The 15,969-nt window shown below is 74.3% G+C and carries 14 protein-coding genes; 8 read left to right on the top strand and 6 right to left on the bottom strand.

Annotation, left to right across the window (positions count from 1 at the left end; genetic code table 11):
* The 4 genes from AB0E96_RS11730 to AB0E96_RS11715 form a co-directional block, all read right to left on the bottom strand.
* A partial coding sequence (locus tag AB0E96_RS11730; protein ID WP_359821601.1) for a glycosyltransferase family A protein occupies positions 1-1,017 on the bottom strand: 1,017 nt, incomplete at its 3' end.
* A gap of 11 nt (positions 1,018-1,028) precedes the next feature.
* A complete protein-coding gene (locus AB0E96_RS11725; RefSeq protein WP_359821598.1) occupies positions 1,029-2,633 on the bottom strand; it encodes a Rieske 2Fe-2S domain-containing protein in 1,605 nt (534 codons plus the stop codon).
* A gap of 127 nt (positions 2,634-2,760) precedes the next feature.
* On the bottom strand, positions 2,761-3,078 hold the full coding sequence (locus AB0E96_RS11720; RefSeq protein WP_359821595.1) for a hypothetical protein: 318 nt from the start codon (positions 3,076-3,078) through the stop codon (positions 2,761-2,763).
* Positions 3,079-3,113: 35 nt separating this feature from the next.
* On the bottom strand, positions 3,114-3,254 hold the full coding sequence (locus AB0E96_RS11715; RefSeq protein WP_359821593.1) for a hypothetical protein: 141 nt from the start codon (positions 3,252-3,254) through the stop codon (positions 3,114-3,116).
* A 412-nt stretch (positions 3,255-3,666) separates the two neighbouring features.
* Between AB0E96_RS11715 and AB0E96_RS11710 the strand changes: the two genes are divergently transcribed.
* Positions 3,667-4,710, top strand: coding sequence for a VanZ family protein (locus AB0E96_RS11710; protein ID WP_359821591.1), 1,044 nt, complete (start codon positions 3,667-3,669; stop codon positions 4,708-4,710).
* A 35-nt stretch (positions 4,711-4,745) separates the two neighbouring features.
* Here the strand turns inward: AB0E96_RS11710 and AB0E96_RS11705 are convergent, their stop codons facing one another.
* Entirely contained in the window at positions 4,746-5,795 is a 1,050-nt protein-coding gene (locus AB0E96_RS11705) for a YncE family protein (RefSeq protein ID WP_359821589.1), read from the bottom strand.
* Positions 5,796-5,923: 128 nt separating this feature from the next.
* Between AB0E96_RS11705 and AB0E96_RS11700 the strand changes: the two genes are divergently transcribed.
* The 4 genes from AB0E96_RS11700 (at position 5,924) to AB0E96_RS11685 (ending at position 11,495) form a co-directional block, all read left to right on the top strand.
* Positions 5,924-6,832: a LysR family transcriptional regulator gene (locus AB0E96_RS11700; RefSeq protein WP_359821606.1), complete on the top strand. Its 909-nt coding sequence runs from the start codon at positions 5,924-5,926 to the stop codon at positions 6,830-6,832.
* A gap of 158 nt (positions 6,833-6,990) precedes the next feature.
* Positions 6,991-7,473: a hypothetical protein gene (locus AB0E96_RS11695; RefSeq protein WP_359821586.1), complete on the top strand. Its 483-nt coding sequence runs from the start codon at positions 6,991-6,993 to the stop codon at positions 7,471-7,473.
* A gap of 106 nt (positions 7,474-7,579) precedes the next feature.
* Positions 7,580-9,223 (top strand): multicopper oxidase family protein, encoded by a 1,644-nt coding sequence (locus AB0E96_RS11690; protein ID WP_359821583.1) that lies wholly within the window; start codon positions 7,580-7,582, stop codon positions 9,221-9,223.
* Between the two features lie 460 nt (positions 9,224-9,683).
* Positions 9,684-11,495, top strand: coding sequence for an amino acid transporter (locus tag AB0E96_RS11685; RefSeq protein ID WP_359821604.1), 1,812 nt, complete (start codon positions 9,684-9,686; stop codon positions 11,493-11,495).
* 177 nt (positions 11,496-11,672) lie between these two features.
* On the opposite strand, the gene AB0E96_RS11680 is transcribed toward AB0E96_RS11685, so the two are convergent.
* Positions 11,673-12,275, bottom strand: coding sequence for a transglycosylase family protein (locus AB0E96_RS11680; RefSeq protein ID WP_359821580.1), 603 nt, complete (start codon positions 12,273-12,275; stop codon positions 11,673-11,675).
* Between the two features lie 233 nt (positions 12,276-12,508).
* Here AB0E96_RS11680 and AB0E96_RS11675 point away from each other — a divergent pair, with 233 nt between their 5' ends.
* The 3 genes from AB0E96_RS11675 (at position 12,509) to AB0E96_RS11665 (ending at position 15,879) form a co-directional block, all read left to right on the top strand.
* Positions 12,509-13,363 (top strand): S-methyl-5'-thioadenosine phosphorylase, encoded by an 855-nt coding sequence (locus AB0E96_RS11675; protein ID WP_359821578.1) that lies wholly within the window; start codon positions 12,509-12,511, stop codon positions 13,361-13,363.
* Between the two features lie 157 nt (positions 13,364-13,520).
* Complete coding sequence (locus AB0E96_RS11670) at positions 13,521-15,122, top strand: metallophosphoesterase family protein (RefSeq protein ID WP_359821576.1); 1,602 nt, start codon at positions 13,521-13,523, stop codon at positions 15,120-15,122.
* Positions 15,123-15,219: 97 nt separating this feature from the next.
* Positions 15,220-15,879, top strand: a complete 660-nt coding sequence (locus AB0E96_RS11665; RefSeq protein WP_359821574.1) for a lysophospholipid acyltransferase family protein — start codon at positions 15,220-15,222, stop codon at positions 15,877-15,879.
* Positions 15,880-15,969: the final 90 nt, after the last annotated feature.

The following is a 15,969-nucleotide window of genomic DNA, read 5'->3' as shown; positions in this document are numbered from 1 at the left end:
GGAGACCACCAGACCGAGCGGGGTCTCCTGGCCCTCGGCCGAGGCCGGGAGGACGACGTTCTCCAGCAGCGAGTGGGTGATGTCGGTGCCCGCGGTCACCGCGGCGCCCGCCGCGAAGTGCAGGGCGGTGTACCCGGCGGCCGTCGCGACCCCGCGCTCGCGGACCAGGAAGGCGTGGAAGCCGTGGTCGGCGATCACGGCGCCGGCCGCCAGCGCGGCGGTGGCCGGCAGCGCCCGGCGGTCCACCAGGGCGAGCGGGAGGGAGGCGACGGCGCCGGCCGCGGCGAGCGCGGCGACGGCCCGGGAGCGGGTCTCGAACCCGCGCATGAAGCCCCGGTGGTCCACGTAGAGCGGTACCCGGAGCCTCGCTCGCCGGAACAACTTGCGGACCAGTCCGGACAGTTGCTCCTCGTCGTTGTGCCGGCCCTCGATCGCGGAGCTGAGCTCGATCCGGTGGGTGGCCGACAGCCGTACACCGAAGTCGATCTCCTCGGTCTGGCGCAGTGCCGGGTTCAGCCCGCCGGAGTCCAGGAACAGCGAGCGGCGGATGGCCGCCAGGGCGGAGAACCACGGGGTGACGGTGCCCTCGGAGCTGGCCCGCCAGTAGTACGACTGGAGGATCCGGTAGTCCCCGACCAGGGTGGTCGGCAGCAGCGGCTCCTTGGCGGTGATGCCGCACACCGACCCGATCCCCGGGTCGGCGGTCAGCCGCTCCACGGCGGCGGCGACCGAGGTCGGGGACAGTCCGACGTCGGCGTCCAGGAAGAAGACGATCTCGCCGAGGGCCTCCCGGGCGCCGCGGTTGCGGGTCTCGGCGGGCCCGGAGTTGCGTTCCTGGCGGACCAGTCGGCACGGGTACTTCTCGGCGATCCGGGCCGATTCGTCGGTGCTGGCGTCGTCGACCACGACGATCTCGAGGTTCGGGTAGGTCTGGGCGGTCACCGCCTCCAGGCAGGCGGGCAGCGTGCGGGCGTCGTTGTAGAGCGGGATGACCACCGACACCAGGGGAAGGGTCATGACAGTCCTGTTCAGGCTGCGGGGATCTCGGGCAGGTCCGGGTCATCGTCGGACGGGGGCACCCGCGCCTCGCTGATGATCTTCCGGTCGTCACTGGTCAGGCAGCGGCCGGTGGCCAGGTCGAACTCCCAGTCGTGCAGGCGGCAGGTGAGGACGCCGTCCCGGTGGGAGCCGAACCGGACCAGGTCCGCCTTGAGATGGGGGCAGAGCCGCTGGACGACGTAGTCGCCGGCCCTGGCCCGCTCCTCGGTCTGGCTCAACTCCGCGTAGTAGCCCTCGACATAGGACATCCGCTCGGTGGAGAGAGAAGCGAAGAAGGTGGTCACGAACTCGTTGAAGGGCCCCTTGCGGGCGGCCTTGAAGCGGCAGGACAGGAACAGCTCGTTCGCCCAGTCGGGGCAGCGCTCGGCGACCAATCGCTCCACCAGCGGCCGGGGCAGCTCGAAGCGGTAGCGGCAGTCCTCGCCCGCCCACGGGGCCACCCGCCGGTCCAGGAAGTCGAACAGGATCTGCTCGCGGGGCGCGTCCGCGTCCGCCGGGACGGTGTCCACCACCTCGACCAGGACCCGGCCGTTGACGCCCTCGCAGGTGTGGTCGGCGTACCGCAGCAGCGGCTCCACCCACTCCTTGAGGCTCGCCAGCAGATCGGTGCGCTCCGTCGGCCAGCCGGCCTTCTCGGCGCGGATCCGGTCGGCCCGGCGGGCCTGGTACTCGCGCAGGTAGCCGGTGCGGTCGTCGCGGATCCGGGCGACCGTCCGCTCGTCGACCTGCTCCAGCCGGCAGCTCCGGTCCGGGCCCAGCTCGGCCACGGTGCCCGGCAGGAACAGGTGGGAGTTGGTCACCCCGTGCTCCCGCAGGAAGTCGAGGAAGACCCACTGGTCGGGGAAGATGTTGGCGTCGTCCCCGACCAGGTCGTTGAGGTGGAAGAGCTCCTCGTCCAGGAAGCAGGGCGGCCCGGCGAACGGGAAGACGTGCTCGGCGCCGTACTGCTCGACGTAGTTGAGCGCGCGGGCCATGCCGTTGCGGCGCTTGCGGCGGCCGACGGTCTGCTTCATCCGGGCGGGGAAGTCGTACACCATCGGGTACCAGATCGCCCCGGAGTACTGGAGGAAGTGCCCGGCGAGCGGCCCGAAGGACCTGATCCGGGGCTCGTCGACCGGCCGGGCGTCGTTCTGGTTGAGGATCCTGGTGCCGTTGTCGTCGATGAGGATCGCGGAGTCGCCGATCGGGCCGTCGGTCGGCGAGGTGAGCGCGTTGACCATCACCTGGACGCCGCCGTCGAGCCGGGTCGGTTCGAGGTCCCGGGTCTGGACGAAGTGGCGGAAGCCGAGGTCCTCCAGGGAGGTCCGCAGGTCGCGGACCGGGTAGTCCGGCAGCAGCACCACGGTGTCCTTGGACATCCGGGTCCGCAGCCACTCGGCGTCGAAGTGGTCGTGGTGGAGGTGGGAGACGTACAGGTACTCCGCGGTGTGCAGCTGGGCCGTGTCCATCGCCTCGTTGTCGGGGAAGGGGAACCACGAGGCGAAGAAGGCCGGATTGAACCAGGGGTCGCACAGGATGCGTCCGGCACTGGTCTCCACGAGCAGGCCGGCATGGCCGACCGATGTGATGCGCATGAGTCTCCGATGACGGTCGAGCGACTTCGGGAGGGGGCGACCGGGGCGGCGTGCGGCGGGCAACAGCCGTCGGGGGAGCCGCCGTCGGGGTGCGGTCGCGGTGCCGTGCGGGTGGGGAGCGGGGTCGTCAGCGGGCGTCGGGCCGGGGACCGCCGGGCCGGTCGAGCACCTTGAAGTCCGCGACGGTGAACCGGGCGAGGGCCGTCGGGCCGATGACGGCCCGGTTCGCGATCGCGATGGCGCGGCCGACGGCGTCGATCTGGTCGCAGTCGGCGAGGTAGAAGGTCAACCGGACGCCCCGGGGGGTGATGTGGACGTGGAGGTGCTCGACGCCGTCGCGGGCGGACGTCACACTGTCCAGGGCCGAGAGCACGGCCCCGACGGTCGGCCCGGCGCCCGCCGGACCGCCCGTCGAGGCGGTCAGCAGGACGCCGACGAGGTGCACCGGAGGCCCCGGGGGTGCTGGGGGGAACCGGCCGGTCAGCCCCAGGAGAAGCCGTCGCCCGAGGCGGCCGAGACCGCCTCCGGGGCCGGGCGGCGGGAGAGCGGGGCGGCGGGTGCCGCGTCGGAACCGGCCGTCGCCCGGTGTGCGGGACCGCGGGAGAGCGCGGAGGTGAGCATGGGGAAGTCCTCCGAATTCAGGGGGGTTTCGGGCCGCGATCGTTCGCTCGCGGCCTCGGCGGTCCCAAGATTCGCACGGGCCCCCGGGGCGCTCACACGATTTCGGGGTGACACCAAGCGCGTGGCAGCTTCGGGCCAGGGCCGGAGCGCCGAGCCGACCCCGGATGAGCTGCGGGGCAGCCGTGTTGGCAGGTTTCGGTCAGGCGGAAGCTGTCAGAACGGCCGCCGTCCCGCGTTCCGCGATGCGGACAGGGCGGCTTGGCGCGGGCGGCGCGGACGCTGTGGGCGGCGCGGGCGGCGTGTACGAGCAGGGCGCGGGTGGGGCGCGGGTGGGGCCGGGGCCGCGGGCTGGGGTAGCGTTCCTCTGTCCACCAACCACTCGGCCCGGTAGGGCCCTTGACCGGAAGTCCCGATGATCGAAGCAAGCTACTCGGCCGCGCCCGCGCTGCTGCCCGTGTTCCTCGTCCTCGGGGTGGTGTTCACCGCCGCGACCGCCTGGTGGGCCCGTCGCAGGGGTGCGGCGGTGCCGTCGGCGGTGCTCTGGGGACTGAGCCTGGCGGGCGAGGTGGCGGTGACGCTCACGCCGACGAGCAGCGCGGACACCGGGCAGGCGCTCTGCAGGGTCGGGTCGGTGGTGTGGACGGAGGTGACGGGCCCGCAGGGGCTGATGAACGTCGCGCTCTACGTGCCGCTGGCGTACTTCGGCGTGCTGCTCTTCCGGCGGCCCGCCACCGTGCTCGCCGGCTCCGTGCTGCTCTCCGCCACCACCGAGGTCGTGCAGACCCTGCTCGGGACCGGACGGGCCTGCGACGGGACCGACTTCGTCGACAACGCGGCCGGCGCGCTGCTGGGCACCGTCCTCGCCGTCGGCTGGCTGCTGGTGCGGCGGAGCGGCCTCCCCCGGGTGCGCCGGGACCTCGTCCACGGGCTGGTGCTGGCCACCGTCGGGCTGGCGGGGGTCGGGCTGGTGGTCCACTTCGGCGTCCGGACGTACCGGGACGCGTCGGTCTTCGCCGCGCCGCCGTCCGACGACCTGGTGACGGCGCGGCGGGTGGCGGAGGGCCTGTTCGGCCCGGGCACCCTGGTGGACACCACCACGACCGACGCCGACCCCGGGCCGGCCCCGCGGGTCATGGAGGTCACCACCGACCGCGGCAGCTTCCGGATCGAGCAGCCCGGCGGACGGCTGCTCGCCGCCACCGCGGCGGCTTCCGCCGGGGCCGACGTGCCCGGCCTTCCGCCGGAGCGGCTCGTCGCCGCCGGAACGGCCTTCGCCGGCACCTGGTTCGCCGACCGGACCGCGGGCCTGACCCCGACCGTCACCCCCGCCGGCCCGGACGGCCGCTCCCGGACGCTCGGCTACCACCGCGACGACGCGGCCGCGGGCCGGCCGCCGGTCCACGTCGAGCTGACCGTGGCACCCGACGGCCGGATCGTGACGGCCACGTCGTCGTAGGGGTCGTCCTCGAACTCCCTTCGCCCCGTGGGGGATCAGGCCGGGCGGGGGAGGTAGGCCAGGCCGTGGGCGCCCGGCTCGGCGAGCTTGGGCACGGTGAGGCGGGAGACGGGGGCGAGGGTGTCCAGGTCGACGATGTCGACGGTGGAGGAGACGACGCAGGAGATGTAGCCGAGGCGGCCGTCCGGGGAGGAGGTGATGGTGAGCGGGAAGAGGCCCACCTCGACCTCGCCGATCCGGCGGTGGTCCTCGGCGTCGAACACCGTGAGCCGGCCCGGGAGTTGGCGCCCCAGGGCGGAGTCCGGGTCGGGCGTCGTCCGGACCTCGCCGACCAGCAGCCGGCCCGTCGTGGTGAGGTGCACCGGCAGCGCCGGGGAATCCGTCGGCAGGACGGCCGTGACGGTCCCGGTCGGTACGTCGATGACGCGGATGCCCGGCGTCGCGCCGAGCGACGGGGAGAAGTACGGGCCTGCGGCGTAGACCCGGCTGCCGTCGGGGGAGACGGCCAGGCCCTCGCTGCCGGGAACCTCGACCTTGGCGGTCAGCACCCCCCGGTCGAGGTCCACGACCGAGACGAAGGGCGCCTCCTTGTTGGTGGCGAAGCCGGTCCGGCCGTCCGGGGAGAGCGCGAACCAGTGCGGGCCGGGGGCATCGGTGTCGATCCGGCCGAGCGGGCGGCGGGTCTCGGCGTCGATGACGACCACGCCGCCGGGGCGGTCCGCGCCGCCCTCCACGCTGACGTACAGCCGGCCGCGGGCGGCGTCCAACGCCAGTCCGTGCGGCCCGTGTTCGGGGGAGAGGTCGATCACGTCGACGATCCGGCGGGTGTCGGCGTCGATGACGGTCACCTCGGTGCGGCGGCCGCTGTTGGCGTGGTAGTAGCCCGAGTGGTACGCGCTGGTGCACCAGAGCAGCCGCCGGGCCGGGTCGAAGCAGAGCTCGTGCGGCTCGGCGAGGACCTCGACCGTGTCGAGCAGCCGGTCGTCGGCGGCGTCGTAGAAGCACACGGTCGGGCCGCTCTGGCTGACGACGGCCAGGACGTCGCCGGCGCGGGCGGTGCGGTCGGTGCTGGCGGGCTGTGACATGGGGACTCCTCGGGGAGGGGCTTCGCGTTGGTTTCCACCTTCGTGGGCGACGGCCCGGGGAACCATGCAAAGATCGGCATCGGATAGTTGCCAGGAACGCAAAGGCCCAGCTCGGGAGCGCGGAAATGATGGACCTCAACCTGTTGCGGGCCCTGGACGCCCTGCTCCAGGAGAACAGCGTGACCCGCGCGGCCGAACGCCTCGGCACCTCGCCGGCGGCGGTCAGCCGGATGCTGGCCCGGCTGCGCCGCGCCGTCGAGGACCCGTTGCTGGTGCGGGCCGGCCAGGGCCTCGTCCCGACCCCGCGGGCGCTCGAACTGCGCGAGGAGGTCGGGGCGTTGCTGCGCGGCTGCGACAGCGTGCTGCGCCCCGGCGCCGGGTTCGACCCGGTGCACCTCGACCGGACGTTCACGGTGCAGGCCGGTGAACTGGTGCTGGTGCGGACGGCCGGGGTCCTCGTCGAGCGGGTCCGGGCCCGGGCCCCCCGGGTGGACGTGGTCTTCCTGCCGGAGGCGCTGGAGGACGGGCCGGCGCTGCGGCAGGGGCTGGTGGACGTCGAGCTGGGCGTGCTCGGGCACGTGGACCCGGAGGTCCGCACCCGGCCGCTGCTCGCCGTCCCGCTGGTCGGCCTCGCCCGCGCCGGCCATCCGCTTCTCGACGGCCGCCGGATCACCGCCCGGCGCTTCGCGGCCGCCGACCACATCGGCGTCTCCCGGCGCGGCAAGCGGCTCGGTCCGATCGACGCGGCGCTGGACGGGCTCGGGCTGCGGCGCCGGGTGGCGGTCGTGGTGCCCAGCCACACCGGGGCGATGCTGCTGGCCCGGGACAGCGACCTGATCACGCTCGTCCCCGCGGACTGGCTGCCGGACACCGTCGCCGCCCTGGGCCTGCGGACCTTCCCGATCCCGCTCGAACTCGCCCCGCTGGAACTGGGGATGGCCTGGCACCCGCGCAACTCGGCTGACCCGGCGCACCGTTGGTTCCGGGAGCACGCGGCGGCCGCTCTGCTGGGTGCGGGCGTGGGCGACGCTTCCTGAGACGGCCGAGCGGGCCCGAGGCGTCCTGGCGAGGCCCGGGCCGCCGGGGCGCGGCGGGACACGGAAGAGGGCGGGCGGGGTGCCCGGCGGCGGTCCCCGGCGTAGGATCGGGATACCCTGCGGGGGTACGGGCGGACGAGCGGGGCGGGAGGCGGAGGATGGCGCGATCGCGGCCGTTCGACCCGCCCGCGCCCCGGGCACCGCGCCTGCTGCTGCTCGCCGCGCTGCTGCTCGGCATTGTGACCATGCACACGCTCGGCCACCCGGGCGGAGGCCACGGCGGGCACACGGCGCCGGATACGCACGCCTCCGCGGCGCTCGACCCCATGGCGTACGACTCCCCGACCCACGACTCCGCGGGGCACCCGGCGGTCGGCGACCACCACGGCCGAGCCGCCGCCCCCACCGGGGCCGTCCCCGCCCTCGACCCCGCCACCCCCGGCGGCATGGACCCGATGGCGGTCTGCCTCGCCGTCCTGGCCGGCTGGACCGTGCTGCTGCTCCTGGCCGGCCCGCTGCTGCGCCGCAGTGGCGACGCCGCCGCCGAGGTGCGGGCCCGGTTGCTGCGGGCCGTTCGCGCCCTGCCCCCGCCCGGCGGCGGGCGGATACTCCTCACCCGGCTCTCGGTGCTGCGTCAGTAGGCGCGCGCCCGCCGCTCCGCGCCCGCTCGCACTTTCGAGCGCCCGCGCGCGGACCGGCCGACGCGACGTCCTGCACACCCACACACCGCACGAGGTGCACTCCGCCATGCGCACACCCACCCGCCGTACCGTCCTCGGCGCCGCGCTCGCCGCCGCCGGGACCGGCCTGCTCACCGCCTGCTCCTCCGGCTCCATGAAGGGCATGGACCACGCGTCCATGGGCCACGGCCCCACGAGTGGAACGTCCGGCCCGGCCGCCGCCCCGGCCGGCTACCTCGCCCCGAACGGCCCCGAGGTCGCCGCCGCCGAGGCCGCGCGCAACCCCGGCCCGGAGCGCAGGGTCGCGCTCACCGCCACCGAGACCACCCTCGACCTCGGCGGCCGCACCGTCCGCAGCTGGGCGTACGGCGACCGCCTGCCCGGCCGGGAGGTGCGTGCCACCCTCGGCGACACGCTCGCCGTCACCCTCGCCAACCACCTCCCGCAGTCCACCTCGCTGCACTGGCACGGCCTCGCCCTGCGCAACGACATGGACGGCGTACCGGGCCTGACCCAGGCCGAGATCAGGCCCGGCGCCTCCTTCGAGTACCGCTTCGCGCTCACCCACCCGGGCACCTACTGGTTCCACCCGCACTCCGGCGTCCAGCAGGACCGCGGTCTGTACGCCCCGCTGATCGTCGAGGACCCCAAGGAGCCGCTGGCCTACGACAGGGAGTGGGTCGTCGTCCTGGACGACTGGCTGGACGGTGTCGACGGCAGCACCCCGGACGCCGTCCTCGCCGAACTCGCCCGGGGCATGGGCGGGATGGACCACGGGGCCGGCTCCGGGCACGACATGCCGGGGATGCCAGGGATGCCGGGCATGCCCGGCCACGACGCGGCGGGGACGCCCGCGGCGGGGAGCGCTCAGGGCGGCACCGGCCCCAGCCGGATGCTGATGGGCGCCCGGAGCCCGCTGCTGGGCGGCGACGCCGGTGACGTCGGGTACCCGTTCCACCTGGTCAACGGCCGGCTCGCGGTCGCTCCCGAGACCTTCACCGCCAAGCCCGGCGACCGGATCCGGATCCGGCTGGTCAACGCGGGCGGCGACACCGCCTACCGGGTGGCCCTCGGCGGCCACGAGCTGACCGTCACCCACACCGACGGCTTCCCGGTCGAACCCGCCACCACCCAGGCGCTGCTGCTCGGCATGGGCGAGCGCTACGACGTGCTGGTCACCGCCGGGGACGGCGTCTTCCCGCTGACCGCGCTGGCCGAGGGCAAGAACGCCACCGCCCTGGCCGTGCTGCGCACCGGCGCGGGCGCCGCGCCCGAAGCGGCCGTCCGCCCCGCCGAGTTGGACGGCCGGCTGGTCGCCGCCGGGCAGCTCAGGGCGGCCCCGGCGGTCCGGCTGCCCGCGAAGGCGCCGGACCGCACGGTGGCGCTGGAGCTCACCGGCGGGATGGCGAAGGCCGACTGGGCGTTCGACGGCCGCAGGTACGACCCGGCGCGGCGCCACCCGGTGGCGGCGGGCGAGCGGGTGCGGCTGGAGTTCCGCAACAGCACCGCCATGTGGCACCCCGTCCACCTGCACGGCCACAGTTTCGCGCTGCCCGGCGACGGCCCGCGCAAGGACACCGCGATCGTGCTGCCGGGTGCGACGCTGGCCGTCGAGTTCGACGCCGACAACCCGGGCCTGTGGATGGTGCACTGCCACAACGTCTACCACGCGGAGACGGGCATGATGACCGTCCTCGGCTACCGGGCCTGACCCGAGGCTCCCCCCCCCCCGCGGGAAAAGACCTAGGGCGCGTCCCGGGAGGGGCCCCGGACCGGCACATCGGTCCGGGGTCCCTCCGTTCCCGGCACCCGGCCCGCCGCACCGTGCCACCCGCGCCGACCTGCGGGGCCATGACGTTTTCTTAACGCGGCCCGGTAGCGGATTCTTAACGCCCGTCGCATAGCGTGTCGCTCTGCCGTCGCCCGACGGCGTTTTTACGGGGTCTTTAAACAAGAGGTGCAAGGTGGTTTCGTCGGGTTCGACGGAGACGGCGGAGTCGGACGCGCCGTCGGCGCGAATACGCCTCCGCAGCTGGCTGCTGGAGGACGTGAGCGCGGAGAAGCCCGCCGCGCAGGGCGCCCCCGAGGAGTCGGCCGAGGGCGCGGCGGCGGGGGACTCCGCCGCGCCGGTCGCGCACGGCGGGCCCGTCGGCCAGCGCTGGTGGCGCGTGATGTGCCTGACCGGCCTGGACTACTTCTCGACGCTCGGCTACCAGCCGGGCATCGCGGCGCTCGCCGCGGGCGTGCTGTCGCCGATCGCCACCATCGTGCTGGTGGTGGTCACCCTGCTGGGCGCCCTGCCGGTCTACCGGCGGGTGGCCAAGGAGAGCCCGCGCGGTGAGGGCTCGATCGCGATGCTGGAGCGGCTGCTGTCGTTCTGGAAGGGCAAGCTGTTCGTCCTCGCGCTGCTCGGCTTCGCGGCCACGGACTTCCTGATCACCATCACGCTGTCCGCCGCCGACGCGAGCGCGCACCTGGTGGAGAACCCGCACCTGACCGGCTTCCTCGGCGGCAAGCAGGTGCTGATCACGCTGGTCCTGGTGGCCATGCTCGGCGCGGTCTTCCTCAAGGGCTTCAGCGAGGCGATCGGCCTGGCGGTGTTCCTGGTCGGGGCGTACCTGGCGCTGAACGTGGTCGTGGTGGCGGTCGGCCTCTGGAAGATCATCGAGGCCCCGCACGTGGTCACCGACTGGACGTCCGCGCTGACGGCCCAGCACGGCAACCCGATCGTCATGGTCGGCGTGGCCCTGGTGACCTTCCCGAAGCTGGCGCTCGGCCTGTCCGGCTTCGAGACCGGCGTCGCCGTGATGCCGCACATCAAGGGCGACCCGACCGACACCGAGGCCGATCCGGCGGGCCGGATCCGCGGCACCCGCAAACTGCTGACCACCGCCGCCGTGATCATGAGCGCCTTCCTGATCACCACCAGCTTCATCACCACGCTGCTCATCCCGGCCGACCAGTTCAAGGCCGGCGGCGAGGCCAACGGCCGCGCCCTGGCGTATCTGGCGCACGAGTACCTGGGCGGCGCCTTCGGCAGCGTCTACGACCTCTCCACCATCGCGATCCTCTGGTTCGCCGGCGCCTCCGCCATGGCGGGCATGCTCAACCTGCTGCCCCGCTACCTGCCGCGCTACGGCATGGCCCCGCACTGGGCCCGCGCGGTGCGGCCGATGGTGATCGTGCTGACCCTGATCGGCTTCCTGGTCACCTGGATCTTCGACGCCAACGTGGATGCCCAGGGCGGCGCCTACGCCACCGGTGTGCTGGTGCTGATCAGCTCCGCCGCCATCGCGGTGACCATCGCCGCGCACAAGAAGCGCGAGCGCGGCTGGACCGTCGCCTTCGCGATCATCGCGGCGATCTTCCTCTACACCACGGTGCTGAACGTGCTGGAGCGGCCGGACGGCCTGAAGATCGGGGCCTGTTTCATCGCCGGCATCATCCTGGTCTCGCTGCTCTCCCGGCTGCGCCGCGCCTTCGAGCTGCGCGTCACCAACGTGGCCATGGACGATGTGGCGGAACGTTTCATCAGGGACTACGCCCACCGTCCGCTGCGGCTGATCGCCAACGAGCCCAGCCACCGCGACCTCGCCGAGTACCGCGACAAGATCCGCCAGATCCGCGCCGACAACGACATCCCCGGCGAGGACGACCTGGTCTTCGTCGAGGTGACCGTCCGCGACGCCTCCGACTTCGAGGCCGAGCTGACCGTGCGCGGCGAGGTGCTGCACGGCCGCTACCGGGTGCTCACCCTGGAGAGCTCCAGCATCCCGAACGCGCTGGCCGCGCTGGCGCTGAACATCCGGGACCGCACCGGACAGCAGCCGCACCTCTACTTCGAGTGGACCGAGGGCAGCCCCTTCGCCCAGTTCCTGCGGTTCTTCCTGTTCGGACAGGGCGAGGTCGCGCCGGTCACCCGTGAGGTGCTGCGCGAGGCCGAGCCGGACCGCTCGCGCCGCCCGCGCGTCCACGTCGGCTGACGTCCGCCCGCGCCGGCAGTCCTGGCCGCCCCGTCCTGGCCGCCCCGTCCGGTCCGCCGCTCCGGCCCGTCCGCTCCCCGTGAGCGGGCGGGCCGTCCGCCTCCCCGGCCGGAACGACGGACCGCCGCCCGCGCCGGGAAGGGCGCGGACGGCGGTCGGGACGGGGCGGGGGAGGGATCAGGAGGGGAGTTCGAGGACCATGCCGGGCTCGATGAGGTCCGGGTCCTCGCCGATGGTGGCGAGGTTGAGCTCGTAGAGCGCGGGCCAACCGCCGGGAACGCGCAGGCGCTCGGCGATCCCGCCGAGGGTGTCGTTCCGGCGGACGGTCCACGTGCCGTCCTCCGAGACGGCCGAGGCCGGTTCGGCGGCCGGCGGCGCCGGGGCGGGCTCCCGGCCGTGGCCGCGGGCGGCGCGGGCGCCGCAGACGGGCCAGGGGGAGAGGCCGCGGCGGTCGGCGAGGTGCTGGGCGACGGCGATCTGCTGCTCACGGGTGGCGAGGTCGGCACGCGAGGCGTAGGCGAGGCCGCCGTTCTCCCGCCACGTGGGCTGGTCGAACTGGAGGCCGCCGTAGTAGCCGTTGCCGGTGTTGACGCGCCAGTTGCCGCTGCTCTCGCAGGCTGCCACGCGGTCCCAGTCGTACGAGCCGCCGTCAGCCCTTCCGGGGTCGGACCCGCCGTCGCGACCTGGTGGCGCGGCGTGGGCCGCGGGTGCGGCGAGGGCCACGGACAGGGCGCAGAGCGCGGTCGGGACGATGCGGCGCAGACGGGCGGTGGGAGGCATGGGCGGCTCTCAAGCTCGGGGACGAGGACCCGCGCCGTCCGCGGACGACGCACTCCCACCCATGCACGCCGGGCGGGGTGTTCCGGCGCCGACACGACCGGCGGGTCACCCGCACGGCGGTCCGGGACCACCTCGCCGGCCCGCGGCCGAACGGCCGTCACCCTCGTCCTGCGCCGCTCTCCGCCACCGATCTACAGTGGGCCCGGGACGTTCCTCGAAGAAGGGTGCGAACGATGACCATCGATCAGGGCGCCGTACGGGCCGAGGTGGGCGTGATCGGCGGCTCGGGGCTGTACGCGCTGCTGGACGACGTGACCGAGCTGCGGGTCGACACGCCGTACGGGCCGCCGAGCGACGCGCTGTTCCTCGGCGAGGTGGCCGGCCGCCGGGTCGCCTTCCTGCCGCGGCACGGGCGCGGCCACGGCCTGCCGCCGCACCGGATCAACTACCGGGCCAACCTGTGGGCGCTGCACGCGCTGGGTGTGCGGCAGGTGCTCGGACCGTGCGCGGTGGGCGGATTGCGGCCGGAGTACGGGCCGGGCACGCTGCTGGTGCCGGACCAGTTCGTGGACCGGACCTCGGGCCGGGTGCAGACCTTCTACGACGGTCAGCCGCTGCCGGACGGCTCCGTGCCCGGGGTGGTGCACGTGTCGATGGCCGACCCGTACTGCCCGGTCGGGCGGCGGGCGGCCCTGGCCGCGGCCCGCGACGCGGCCTGGGAACCGGTGGACGGCGGCACCCTGGTGGTCATCGAGGGGCCGCGCTTCTCGACCCGCGCCGAGTCCCGCTGGTTCTCCGCCAACGGCTGGTCGGCGGTCGGCATGACCGGCCACCCGGAGGCCGTGCTCGCGCGTGAACTCGGCGTCTGCTACACCTCGTTGGCGCTGGTGACGGACCTCGACGCGGGGGTGGCGACGGGGGACGGAGTGACCCACGCGCAGGTGCTGGAGGTCTTCTCGGGGAACGTCGACCGGCTGCGCACGGTGCTCTTCGAGGCGCTGGAGAGCCTGCCCGCCGAGCGGGACTGCGTCTGCTCGCACGCCCTGGACGGGGTCGCCACCGGTCTGCCGGGCGTCCTCGGCGGCTGACCGTTCCGGCCCTGCCCCCTCGGCCCCGGTTTTCGCGCCCGGCTCTCCCGGGTTCCGGCGCGGTGGTCAACTGGCCGTCTGGGCAAGGGAGTCGAAAAGACATCCAGCGGTGCCGGGCCTCTTGTCAAAGGTTAGGGAAGTTTCCTAACTTGATGTCATGTCCGAGACCGAGACCCCCCGGCACACCCGGCGCGACCTCCTCCGAGCCGGCGCGGCGGGCGGGGCGGCCCTCGCGACCGGCGGCCTCCTGCTGCCCGGTACCGCCCTGGCCGCCCCGCGTCCGACCGCCCTCGCCACCCCGGCCCTCCCCTCCGCCCAGGCCGCCCCCGCCACCCCGACCGTCCCCGTACCCCGGAGCGAGCGGACCGCCGGGTCCGCGCTGCGGCCCTTCGGCCGCCACCTCGCCTTCGGGGCCGACCCCTCCCAGCAGGTCGTCGTCTCCTGGCAGGTGCCGGACGCGGTGACCGCCCCCTTCGTCCGGATCGGGGTCCAGCCCGGCGACTTCGGCGCCCCCGTCGCCGCCGAGGTCCGCACCCTGGTCAGCAAGCTCTCCTGGCAGCACCCGGTCGAGGACCAGCCCCTGGTCAAGCCCACCACCGTCACCCAGTACTACCTGCACGCGCGGCTGGACCAGCTGATCCCGGACACCACGTACTACTACGTCGTGGGCCACCAGGGCTACGACCCGGCCGGCCAGGGCGCCCGGCTCGGCGACGTGGCGAGCTTCCGCACCGCGCCCGCCCCCGGCCGCGGCGCCGGGTTCACCTTCACGGCCTTCGGCGACCAGGGCATCGGGTACAACGCGGCCGCCACCGGAAACCTGATCGCCGGCCTCGACCCCGCCTTCCACCTCCACATGGGTGACCTCTCCTACGCCAACGCCGGCGGCAGCGGCAAGACCAGCGACGCGTACGACGCCCGGCTGTGGGACTCCTTCTTCGTGCAGAACGACCCCGTCGCCTCCCGGACCCCGTGGATGCCGGCGATCGGCAACCACGAGATGGAGCCCTGGTACGGCGCCGACGGCTACGGCGGCATGCGCGCCCGGTTCACGACGCCCGACAACGCCTGGAGCCAGTCCACCGGCATCTACTCCTGGCGGTACCAGAACGTCGGCCTGATCAGCCTCGACGGCAACGACGTCTGCTACAACACCCCGGCCAACCTCGACTACACCAAGGGCAAGCAGAAGAAGTGGCTGGAGAGCCGGCTCACCGCGCTCCGCGCCGACACCGGCATCGACTTCATCGTCGTCTACCTGCACCAGTGCACGTACTCCACCTGCCACGACAACGGGGCCGAACTCGGCGCGCAGCAGGACTGGGCCCCGCTGTTCGACAAGTACCAGGTGGACCTGGTGCTCAGCGGCCACAACCACGTCTACGAGCGGACCGACCCCATCCGGGCCGGCAAGGCCACCCGCAAGGTCGCGTCCGGCGACACCGTGAACCCGGTGAAGGACGGCACCACCTACGTCGTCGCGGGCGGAGGCGGCGGCGGGCTCTACTCCTTCCCGGCCTCCGACACCTACCTCGGGCACGAGACCGCGAACGACAAGTCCGTCCCCATGGTGGTCTCCGACCGCAGTGGGCACAACCAGACCGTCAAGGTCACCTGGTCGAGGGTCCGCTACACCGGCTACTGCCTGGTCTCCGTCGATGTCACCCCCGCCGCGGCGGGCAGGCCCGCCCGGATGGAGGTGCGCTCCCTGATGGAGGACGGTACGGCCGTGGACCGGGTCACCGTGCAGCGGGGCTGACCCCGGCCCCCGTTTGAGTACTCATACTCAGGCGGCGGGTGGCGGCGCTCGGCGAGCATGGGAGTGCCACGCCGCCGAAGGCCACGAAGGAGCAGCCGTGCTCGGCCGAATCGCCGCCACCCTGGTGCCCGTCCTCGGCCGCCTCTCCGTCACCTCCGAGACGGCGGGCCCGGTCGCCCCGGGCAGCATCGTCGCCGCCAACCACAGCTCGCTCGCCGACCCCGGCGTGGTGCTGGCCGCACTGCGCCGGCTGGGCACCGAACCGGTGGTGATGGCGACCGCCGGGCTGTGGAAGGTGCCGGTGCTGGGCGGTGTGCTGCGGGCCGGCGGGCACATCCCCGTCCACCGCGGGACGGCCCGGGCCGCCGCGGCCCTCGACGGGGCCGCGGCGGCGCTCGCGGCCGGCCGGGTCGTCCTGATCTACGGGGAGGGCGGCCTGCCCGACCGGCGGGACTCCGGTGACGAGCGGCCCCGCCCCTTCCGCACCGGCCTGGCCCGGCTCGCGGTGGCCACCGGCGCCCCCGTGGTGCCGCTCGGCCAGTGCGGAGCCCGCCGCCTCAGCTCGGGCGGCACCGCCAAACAGCTCGCCGGAATCGCCACCGCCCCCCTGCGGCGCCCCGCCCTCCACGTCCACCTCGGCACCCCGCTCCACCTGGAGGGCGCCGTCCCCGAGGCCACCGCCGCCGCCCACCGTGCCGTCACCGCCGCCTGGCGCCGGGCGGAGCGGTGCTGCCGGCGGGAGGGCCCGACTGGCTGACCGTCAGTTCGCCGTCGGTGCCGTGCTGGCGTCCGTACCGGGCTGTGCGGCCGGCTCCGGAGAGAGGCCCCCCGGCCGGGCGTCGGGACG

The organism is Kitasatospora sp. NPDC036755 (assembly GCF_040636595.1).
Taxonomy (GTDB): domain Bacteria; phylum Actinomycetota; class Actinomycetes; order Streptomycetales; family Streptomycetaceae; genus Kitasatospora.
The sequence above is the reverse complement of the archived record's forward strand: the minus strand, read 5'-3'. Positions and strand labels throughout refer to the sequence as shown.

Excerpts from the sequence above, each read along its gene's own strand:
- AB0E96_RS11725 (WP_359821598.1), bottom strand. The coding sequence starts at position 2,633 with ATGCGCATCACATCGGTCGGCCATGCCGGCCTGCTCGTGGAGACCAGT.
- AB0E96_RS11715 (WP_359821593.1), bottom strand. The coding sequence starts at position 3,254 with ATGCTCACCTCCGCGCTCTCCCGCGGTCCCGCACACCGGGCGACGGCC.
- AB0E96_RS11710 (WP_359821591.1), top strand. The coding sequence starts at position 3,667 with ATGATCGAAGCAAGCTACTCGGCCGCGCCCGCGCTGCTGCCCGTGTTC.
- AB0E96_RS11705 (WP_359821589.1), bottom strand. The coding sequence starts at position 5,795 with ATGTCACAGCCCGCCAGCACCGACCGCACCGCCCGCGCCGGCGACGTC.
- AB0E96_RS11700 (WP_359821606.1), top strand. The coding sequence starts at position 5,924 with ATGGACCTCAACCTGTTGCGGGCCCTGGACGCCCTGCTCCAGGAGAAC.
- AB0E96_RS11695 (WP_359821586.1), top strand. The coding sequence starts at position 6,991 with ATGGCGCGATCGCGGCCGTTCGACCCGCCCGCGCCCCGGGCACCGCGC.
- AB0E96_RS11690 (WP_359821583.1), top strand. The coding sequence starts at position 7,580 with ATGCGCACACCCACCCGCCGTACCGTCCTCGGCGCCGCGCTCGCCGCC.
- AB0E96_RS11685 (WP_359821604.1), top strand. The coding sequence starts at position 9,684 with ATGTGCCTGACCGGCCTGGACTACTTCTCGACGCTCGGCTACCAGCCG.
- AB0E96_RS11680 (WP_359821580.1), bottom strand. The coding sequence starts at position 12,275 with ATGCCTCCCACCGCCCGTCTGCGCCGCATCGTCCCGACCGCGCTCTGC.
- AB0E96_RS11675 (WP_359821578.1), top strand. The coding sequence starts at position 12,509 with ATGACCATCGATCAGGGCGCCGTACGGGCCGAGGTGGGCGTGATCGGC.
- AB0E96_RS11670 (WP_359821576.1), top strand. The coding sequence starts at position 13,521 with ATGTCCGAGACCGAGACCCCCCGGCACACCCGGCGCGACCTCCTCCGA.